8 protein-coding genes and 1 pseudogene are annotated in these 8425 nt (G+C 70.0%); 3 read left to right on the top strand and 6 right to left on the bottom strand.

Annotation, left to right across the window (positions count from 1 at the left end; all coding sequences use genetic code 11):
* A pseudogene (locus ACWGKQ_RS46745) lies at nucleotides 1-203 on the bottom strand (hypothetical protein); the annotation flags it as partial.
* A 111-nt stretch (nucleotides 204-314) separates the two neighbouring features.
* Between ACWGKQ_RS46745 and ACWGKQ_RS46740 the strand changes: the two are divergent.
* Nucleotides 315-1127 carry a PhzF family phenazine biosynthesis protein gene (locus ACWGKQ_RS46740; RefSeq protein WP_453298197.1) on the top strand — a complete coding sequence of 271 codons (813 nt, stop codon included), beginning with the start codon at nucleotides 315-317 and terminating at the stop codon, nucleotides 1125-1127.
* Here ACWGKQ_RS46740 and ACWGKQ_RS46735 read toward each other — a convergent pair.
* Nucleotides 1117-1917: a CPBP family intramembrane glutamic endopeptidase gene (locus tag ACWGKQ_RS46735; protein WP_453298196.1), complete on the bottom strand. Its 801-nt coding sequence runs from the start codon at nucleotides 1915-1917 to the stop codon at nucleotides 1117-1119. The genes ACWGKQ_RS46740 and ACWGKQ_RS46735 overlap by 11 nt on opposite strands.
* 269 nt (nucleotides 1918-2186) lie before the next feature.
* Entirely contained in the window at nucleotides 2187-3707 is a 1521-nt protein-coding gene (locus ACWGKQ_RS46730; RefSeq protein ID WP_453298195.1) for a glutamate--cysteine ligase, read from the bottom strand.
* 555 nt (nucleotides 3708-4262) lie between these two features.
* Between ACWGKQ_RS46730 and ACWGKQ_RS46725 the strand changes: the two genes are divergently transcribed.
* Together ACWGKQ_RS46725 and ACWGKQ_RS46720 are read left to right on the top strand one after the other, a co-directional pair.
* Nucleotides 4263-4847: a hypothetical protein gene (locus tag ACWGKQ_RS46725; RefSeq protein WP_453298194.1), complete on the top strand. Its 585-nt coding sequence runs from the start codon at nucleotides 4263-4265 to the stop codon at nucleotides 4845-4847.
* A gap of 350 nt (nucleotides 4848-5197) precedes the next feature.
* Nucleotides 5198-5404 (top strand): DUF5999 family protein, encoded by a 207-nt coding sequence (locus ACWGKQ_RS46720; protein WP_181807334.1) that lies wholly within the window; start codon nucleotides 5198-5200, stop codon nucleotides 5402-5404.
* Between the two features lie 107 nt (nucleotides 5405-5511).
* Here ACWGKQ_RS46720 and ACWGKQ_RS46715 read toward each other — a convergent pair whose 3' ends face one another.
* Genes ACWGKQ_RS46715 through ACWGKQ_RS46705 form a run of 3 tightly spaced genes read right to left on the bottom strand, consistent with a single transcriptional unit; the run spans nucleotide 5512 to nucleotide 8419 of the window.
* Nucleotides 5512-6564 (bottom strand): endo-1,4-beta-xylanase, encoded by a 1053-nt coding sequence (locus tag ACWGKQ_RS46715; RefSeq protein WP_453298193.1) that lies wholly within the window; start codon nucleotides 6562-6564, stop codon nucleotides 5512-5514.
* A gap of 29 nt (nucleotides 6565-6593) precedes the next feature.
* Nucleotides 6594-7427, bottom strand: a complete 834-nt coding sequence (locus tag ACWGKQ_RS46710; protein WP_453298192.1) for a carbohydrate ABC transporter permease — start codon at nucleotides 7425-7427, stop codon at nucleotides 6594-6596.
* Nucleotides 7424-8419 carry a carbohydrate ABC transporter permease gene (locus ACWGKQ_RS46705; protein ID WP_453298191.1) on the bottom strand — a complete coding sequence of 332 codons (996 nt, stop codon included), beginning with the start codon at nucleotides 8417-8419 and terminating at the stop codon, nucleotides 7424-7426. Before ACWGKQ_RS46705 ends, ACWGKQ_RS46710 begins: the two co-directional genes overlap by 4 nt.
* Nucleotides 8420-8425 lie beyond the last annotated feature (6 nt).

Below are 8425 nucleotides of genomic sequence, written 5' to 3'. Positions count from 1 at the left end.
GGCGCGCCACCGTCGTGAGCCAGTGCGGCGCCGTCGTGGTTGCTCGCGCAGTTCCCCGCGCCCCTGAAGGGCGCGCCACCGTCGTGAGCCAGTGCGGCGCCGTCGTGGTTGCTCGCGCAGTTCCCCGCGCCCCTGAAGGGCGCGCCACCGTCGTGAGCCAGTGCCGCGCCGTCGTGGTTGCTCGCGCCCCTGCTCGTGCGCATATGTCCGCCGCAGCTGCGCTCATCGGTGGCGCGGCCGGCTGGTGGAAATCGGGCCAGGGCTACCGGATTGGCCTTGGTCGGTCACCGTGTGCGAGGGCTAGCGTCTGGGGCATGCGGATTCGAATCGTCGATGCCTTTGCCGAGCGGCTGTTCTCCGGGAATCCGGCAGGGGTGGTGCTTCTGGACGGTTTTCCCGAGGACGGGTGGATGCAGAGCGTCGCCATGGAGGTGAACCATGCCGAGACCGCGTTCGCGCATCCCCTGCCCGAGGGCGGGGACGCGGACTGGGCGCTGCGGTGGTTCACGCCGGTCACGGAGGTCGCGATGTGCGGGCATGCCACCCTGGCCACGGCTCATGTGCTGCACACCACGGGGGTGAACGATGGGCCCGTGCGGTTCGCCACCCGGAGCGGGGTGTTGGTTGCCTCGGCCGCCCCCGACGGGTCGATCACCCTCGACTTCCCCACCGCCCCGCTCACCCGGGTCGACGTGCCCGACGGAGTCGCCAACGCGCTCGGGGCCGAACCCGTCGCCGTCTTCGACACCGGGCCGAACGTCGGCGACCTGCTCCTCGAACTGGCCGACGAGCAGACCGTGCTCGGCCTCTCCCCCGACCACAAGGCCCTCGCCGCCTACTCCGCACGCGGGATCATCGCCACCGCCCGTGCCGAGGACCCGGCCAAGGGGTACGACTACGTCTCCCGCTGCTTCTTCCCGAACGTCGGGATCGATGAGGATCCGGTGACCGGAAGTGCTCATACGGCACTTGCGCCGCACTGGGCCGGGCGGCTCGGCGAGCCCGATCTCACGGGGCTCCAGGCCTCCCGTCGTACCGGACTCGTCCGCACCTCACTGCGCGGTGACCGCACCCTGCTGACCGGGCGCGCGGTCACCGTCATCGACGGCGAACTGCTCACGCCGTAGGCAGCCAGCCCACCTTGCCGGCCAGCAGCGCGTAGCCGACGAACGCGCCGATGTCGAGGAGGCTGTGCGCCACCACCAGGGGACCTACCCGACCCCACCGCCGGTACAGGTAGACGAAGACGACGCCCATCACCATGTTGCCGACGAAGCCGCCGATCCCCTGGTAGAGGTGGTACGAGCCGCGCAGGACGGAACTGGCCACCAGTGCCGTGCCGGCCGTCCAGCCCAACTGGTCCAGGCGGCGCAGCAGATAGCCGACCACGATGACCTCTTCGAGGATCGCGTTCTGCATCGCGGAGAGGATCAGCACGGGGTACTTCCACCACACGCCGGGCAGCGCCTCCGGGACCACCGTGAGGTTGAAGCCCAGGCCGCGTGCGGCCAGGTAGAAGGCGATTCCGGCACTGCCGATCACCGAGGCGATCGCTGCGCCGCGCCCGAGGTCGGGCCAGGGCCGGGTGCGGTCGAAGCCGAGCGTGCGCAGGCTCGCGCCCTCGCGGAGGAGGAGGTGGGCGACGAGGAGGACGGGGACGAGCGCGCTCGCGATGCCGAAGAGCTGCCAGGCGAGATCCAGCCAGGGGCGGCCCGGGGCGGCCGACGCGTTGAGGGTCGCCGCCTGGTCCTTGAGGCCACCCGGTTTGGTGACCGATCCGACAAAGCTGATCAGGGCGGACACTCCGCTCGCACCGAGCGAAAGTCCCAGAACGAGCAGCGTCTCGTCCCTGAACATGCGCTGCGAGGGCCGCTCCAGTGGGTAAGCACCGGCCACCTGATCCGCCTCCACCTGCACTCCTGCCTCCAGTTGAGCAATGCCGCCCCATGCCCATCCTCACCCGGCCACTCTCGCACCACCGACATGGGACGTCACAGCTTGCCCGATCCCCCCAGAGCAGGCGCGGCCGACCCCCGTACGGATGAGCACCGCCGGCAACAGCGCCCCGTAAGGGGCGCGGGGAACTGCGCGATCAGCCCCGGCGGCGCCGCACCCGGCATCCCACCGGCACCACCCACGACGGCAACCGCACACCCCGCCCCACTACAGCGCAGCCCCCTCGGCCCTCACCCCGCAGGGACCGGCTCCAATAACCCCACCGGCCACGTATGCACCGGATCCCCCTCGTTCATCAGCTCCGCATAGCGCCGCGTCATCGCCGCCAGCGCCGCGTCCCTCGGCAGCCCCTGCTCCAGCGCCCGGTGGAACGTCGCCGCCTGCCAGGACGCCCCGTTGACCCGCCGCCGGCACCGCTCATCGATCACGCCGAGATAGAAGTCCCGGTCGGCGGGCTCCACGCCCCACCCGTCCAGCCCGGCCGCCGCCAGCGGCAGCAACTCGTCGCGGACCAGGGTGACCGCGTCCACCTCCGCCGTACCGCCGCCGTACCGCGCCCGCCGCGGCCAGACCAGCCGCGCGTCGATCCCGTGCCGGCACGCCGCGTCGAAGTTCGCCTCGGCCGTGGCGAACGGCAGCCGTGTCCACACCGGGCGGGACTCCTCCGCGAGGGCGCGGACCAGGCCGTAGTAGAACGCCGCGTTGGCGACGACGTCGGTGACGGTGGGCCCGGCCGGCAGCACGCGGTTCTCGACGCGCAGGTGCGGGACGCCGTCGGCGATGCCGTAGACCGGCCGGTTCCAGCGGTACACCGTGCCGTTGTGCAGGACGAGTTCGGCGAGCTTGGGCACCCCGCCCGCGTCGAGGACGGCCAGCGGGTCCTCCTCGTCGCAGATCGGCAGGAGGGCCGGGAAGAAGCGCAGGTTCTCCTCGAACAGCTCGTACGCCGAGCTGATCCAGCGTTCGCCGAACCAGGTGCGCGGCCGGACGCCCTGCGCCTGGAGTTCAGGCGGCCGGGTGTCGGTGGCCTGGAGGAACAGCGGTGGACGGGACTCCCGCCACAGTTCGCGGCCGAAGAGGAACGGGGCGTTCGCGCCCACGGCGATCTGCGCGGCGACCGCCGCCTGCGCCGCGTTCCACACGTCGGCGAAGCGGGCCGGGGTGACCTGGAGGTGCAGCTGCACGGAGGTGCAGGCGGCCTCCGGGACGATCGACTTCGACGTGCACACGAGGTGCTCGACGCCCTTGATGTCGAGGAGGAAGTCCTCGCCCCGGGCGGCCACGATCTGGTCGTTGAGCAGGGTGTACCGGTCCACCTCGGAGAGGTTCGCGGAGACCAGGTCGTCCCGCTCCAGGGTGGGCAGGATGCCGGTCATCACGATCCCGGCGTCCACCTCGGCCGCCTTCCGGTCGGCGTACGCCAGCGAGGTGCGGAGTTCCTCCGCGAGCCGGTCGAAAACCCGCCCGTCGAGCCGGTGTGGAGCTATGTTCACTTCCAGATTGAACATGGCGAGTTCTGTTTGGAAATCGCGGCTCGCGATACGTTCCAGAACCTGTCCGTTCAACATTCTCGGCATGCCGTCGGCGCCGGCGAGATTCAATTCGATCTCGACGCCCATGAGGTTCTTGGGGCGGTCGAACCGCTTCTCCACCAGCAGCCGCTCCAGCCCCGTCAGACAGTCACGGAGCTTATCGCGGTAGCGCCGGCGATCGGACAGGTCGAACCGGCCCGCCACGACCTTCTCCCCCATCGAAGCGTCCCTCCTCGAATGGGCGGGCCGGGCTTCCGGCCGCCGGTGTCCCGAGTCCAGGTGGGATGATGCCCAGCGGAAGCGATCGATAACGTCGCGCGCGCCACCCGCACCCGCTACTCTGTTGGAATGTGTCCCGCGGCACATTCACGAGGCATGACGCAGCACGCAACTTCGGGTTCCCCGTTCTCCTCGTGAAAAACGCCGACTACATCCGGCCGACCGCGACAGCCTCGTAATGCGAGGTCAGCGGGGTTTCGACGGGCAGGAAATCGGGAGGATTCCGCACGAATCAACGGCCGAATTGCGCCTTGTCGTGTTCTGTGAAACGGCCCGGTGAAACACCACCTGAACAGGCGTCGTATAAACTCCGCGAACAAGGCAGAAGGCTGGCGCCCATGGTCTGGTTCCTGCCGTCCGAGTGCGTGCGGCAGGCAACGCCCGCACCTCTCTTCACCGAACCGGGCCCCCGCCTCTCTGACCCCCTGTGAGCTGACAGCGCCGTCCGCCCCCGCCCTCGCGCCACCGCGCCTGTCGAATGAGAGGCGACCCACCATGCCGCTGCAAGTCCCTCCTGCCCCCGCGCCCGCACTGCGTTCCGTCCTCACCGCGCTTGGTTCCCCCACCGCGGTCCGCGAGGCCCGGACCCCCTCCCTGCGCTCCGCCCAGGGACCCGCGACCCCCGAACTCCCGCTTCCCGTACACGTCATGGACCGGATCACCCCGGAGGGCATGTCCGCCACCCGGCTGGCCGGCTGGCGCTTCCTGATCCGCTGCGGCGACCGGGCGGTGGCCGCGGCCGACACGATGCTCACCCCGGACGGCTGGGCCTTCTCGCACTTCTTCGAGGGCCCCTACATCGCCTCCACCGAGCGGGCCCTGCACCAGGCCGAGGCCCTGCAACAGACGTACCAGCCGCGCCTGCTGTCCCTGCCCGGCCTCTACATGCTCACCCTGTGGCTGCACGGCGACTGCACTGCGGACGGCGCCGAGGGGCACCCGGCCGCCACCGACCTGCTGGTGCCGCTGGCCCCCGCCCCGCCCGGCATCGCGGCCCACCGGCCGCACCTGGTGGCCGAGCTGCTCCCGGTGCTGACCCACCGGATCACCCCGGCCCCCCTGCTCATCACGCCCGCCTGAAGCCGTCGCCGCCGCACCTCGCCCTACCCCGCCACTCCCGGCCGAGTGGCGGGGTACGTGCGTTTTTCCTTTCATCTCGCTCGTACGAGCAATTCACCGCTCCAAAGAGCCGGAATAGCCATGAGCGTACGATGGCCTCCGTCCGGACTAGCCCCATCCGGCCATGTGAAACCATCCGAATTGGCAACCTGGTCGAGATGAACCGTCCGCGCGGGTGACGCGTCTCCAACCTGTGAGAAGCGGTGCAGCCAAATACCTGCGGAGCAACGCCCGGAAGGCAACACTGGTTTCCGACCGACTCATCAGCACGGGGGACCGACATGACCAAGACCGAGCGAGAGACCCTATCCATGTGCCAGCACCAGCCGCCGTGTCCGACAGCCGAATCCGCCGACCGGGAGTCCGCCCGCCTCATGGCGCACCACCCGGAGCAGGGGTGGAGCCTGCTGTGCAACGGCGTTCTGCTCTTCGAGGACACCGGTGAGCTCCTGCCCGACGGCCAGATCATCGCGCCGCACCGCCCGCTCGGCGCCGGCCGCGTGGTGACCGCCGCCTGAGGGACCACCGCAGCACCCCGGGCGGCCCCGCCGCTCCGCCCGGTGACCAACAGGGGCCGGACGCACACACATGGTGCGCACCGGCCCCGACGTGCGTCCGGGGACGGCTACCCCGTGTAGCCGAGCGCTGTGCGCAGCGCGAAGTAGGCCGGTTTGGGAACGAGTTGCTCGTCCCAGGGCAGGGCAGCGCCCTCGCCGGGGAAGAACGCCGGGATCCACGAGTACTTGTCCGTGTAGTCCCAGACCGTGATGCCCACGCAGTGCCGTACCGCCAGGCAGGCCTTGGTCAGATCGGCGTACCAGGTGGCCTGCTCGGCCAGCTTCTCGTCGGTGGCCGGCAGCTGCATCCGTACGTCCACCTCGGTGAGCGCGGTGTCCAGGCCGAGGCGGGAGAAGCGGCGGAGGTTGTCCTCCAGGGTCGACGGATAGCCGTACTGGAGGGCGAGGTGGGCCTGGAAGCCGATGCCGTCCAGCGGGACGCCCGCCGCCTTGAGCTGCTGGGCGAGCGCGTAGTAGGCGTCGCTCTTCGGGCCGGTGGCTTCGATGTTGTAGTCGTTGAGGTAGAGCCTGGCGTGCGGGTCGGCCTGGTGGGCCCAGCGCAGCGCGTCCGCGATGTAGCCGGGGCCGAGGGTCTTGTACCAGAGGGTCTCGCGGTAGCTGCCGTCCTCGTTGAATGCCTCGTTGACGACGTCCCAGGAGTAGACCTTGCCCCGGTAGTGCCGTACCTCGGTCTGGATGTGCTTCTTCAGGACCGCCCGCAGTTCGGTGGCCGTCCAGTCGCGGGAGGTGAGCCAGTCGGGCAGCTGGCTGTGCCAGACCAGGGTGTGGGCGCGGACCTGCTGGTGGTTCTGGCGGGCGAGGTCCACGATCTGGTCGCCGTTGGTCCAGTCGAAGACGCCCTGCTCGGGCTCGGTGGCGTACCACTTCATGCCGTTGCCGGGCGTGATCATGTCGAACTCGGTGCCGAGCAGCCTGGTGTAGGCGGTGTCGGTGAGTTCGGGGTTGTCGGTGGCGCTGCCGAAGTAGCGGCCGTGGCGCTGGGCGAGTTCGGCGAGGGTGGGTGTCCGGTCGTGGGCCTGAGCGGCCGGGCCGGTGGCCACCCCGGCCGCGACGAGTACGGCCGCGAGGGCGCCGGCGAGTCTGAGCCGGGTACGGGACATGGTGCGACTCCTGTCCGTGGATGGGGTGTTCAGCCCTTGGTGGCGCCTGCGGTGAGGCCGCCGACCAGCTGGCGCTCGGCGACCGAGTAGAAGGCCAGGGCGGGGACCATGGCGAGGACCAGATAGGCGAAGACCCGGGCGGTGTCGGTGGCGTACTGGCCTTGGAACTGCTGCACGCCGACCGGGATCGTCCACCACTTCGGATCGGTGAAGACGAGCAGGGGCAGGAAGAAGTTGTTCCAGCTGGTGACGACCGCGAGCACGGAGACCGTGCCGAGCGCGGGCCGGGCCATGGGCAGCAGGATCCGCCAGAAGAAGGCGAACGGCCCGCAGCCGTCGAGGGTGGCCGCCTCCTCCAGCTCGCCGGGGATCTCCCGGAAGAAGCCGCGCAGGATGATGATGGTCATCGGCAGTCCGAACGCGGCCTGCGGAAGGATCACGCCCAGCGGGTTGTCCAGCAGGTCCATCGAGCGCAGCAGCAGGAAGAGCGGCAGGGCGGCCACCGCGAAGGGGAACATCAGGCCCATCGTGAACACGGTGAACAGGACTTCCCGCCCGCGGAACGCGAACCGTGCGAAGGAGAAGGCGGCGAGTGCCGAGACCGCGACCACGAGGACGGTGGTGGCGACCGCGATCAGCGTGCTGTTGCCGAGCAGCCGCCAGAACGCGCCGGAGCCGAGGATGCCGGTGTAGTTGGAGGTGATCCAGGACTCGGGCAGCCCGACCGGGTTGCTGGACAGCTCGCTGGTCGTCTTGAACCCGGACAGCAGGGCGTACAGCAGGGGTACGACCATCAGCGCGCCGACCACGACGAGGACCAGGTGCAGCGGAAGTGTCCGTACGGTCTTGCGGTCGCCGCTCATGCGCCGTCCCCCCGCATGTTCGTGGTGGCGCCCGCCAGGTCGCGGCGGAGCACGAACCGCTGGTAGGCGAGGGCGAAGACGAGGCTGATGCCGAACATGGCGACGCTGATCGCGCTGGCGTAGCCGACCTGGTAGCGCTTGAAGCCGTACTGGAACATGGTCACGGCCATCGTCTCCGAGTGGTGGTCGGGGCCGCCCGCGGTGACCACCCACACCAGGTCGAAGAGCTGGATGGAGCCGATCACCGACAGGAAGACGCTGATGCGCAGGGTGGGAGCGAGCAGCGGCAGGGTGACATGCCGGAAGCGCTGCCAGGGCGAGGCGCCGTCGACGGTCGCGGCCTCCGTCAACTCGGCCGGGATGGACTGGAGTCCGGCCAGGTAGAGCATCATGTGGAAGCCGAAGTACTTCCAGGTCATGACCAGGAAGAGGGTGGCCATGACGGTGGAGGGGTCGGCGAACCACTTCCCGCCGAGCGCGCCGAGGCCGATGTCGCTCAGCAGGTGGTCGGCGAGCCCCTCGTCGGGCGCGAAGATCATGCCGAACAACACGCCGGTGATCGCCTCGGAGAGCACGTACGGCGCGAAGAACAGCATCCGGTAGACGGCCCGGCCGCGGATCCGCTGGTTGAGCAGGACCGCCATGGCGAGCGCGAACGGCAGTTGGAGTGCCAGTGACAGCACGACCAGGAGCAGGCAGCGCCACAGGTCGCCGAGGAAGACGTCGTCCTGGAAGAGCCGGGTGAAGTTGTCGGTGCCGGTGTAGTCGGAGGGCATGCCGAAGCCGCCCCAGCGGAAGAACGAGGCGTACACCGCGAACAGGATCGGCAGCAGGACGAGGGCGCCGAACAGCACCAGGGCGGGCAGCTGGAAGCCCATCGCGGTGAGCCAGTGCAGCAGCCGGCGCCTGGTGCGCGCCCGGTCGGCGGGCGGCAGCGGCTGCGGCGCGGCGTCCGGACCCGACCGCGTGCCGGGCAGGTAGGTCGAGGTCATCGGGCG

The organism is Streptomyces sp. NPDC054770, assembly GCF_053611985.1.
The sequence above is the reverse complement of the archived record's forward strand: the minus strand, read 5'-3'. Positions and strand labels throughout refer to the sequence as shown.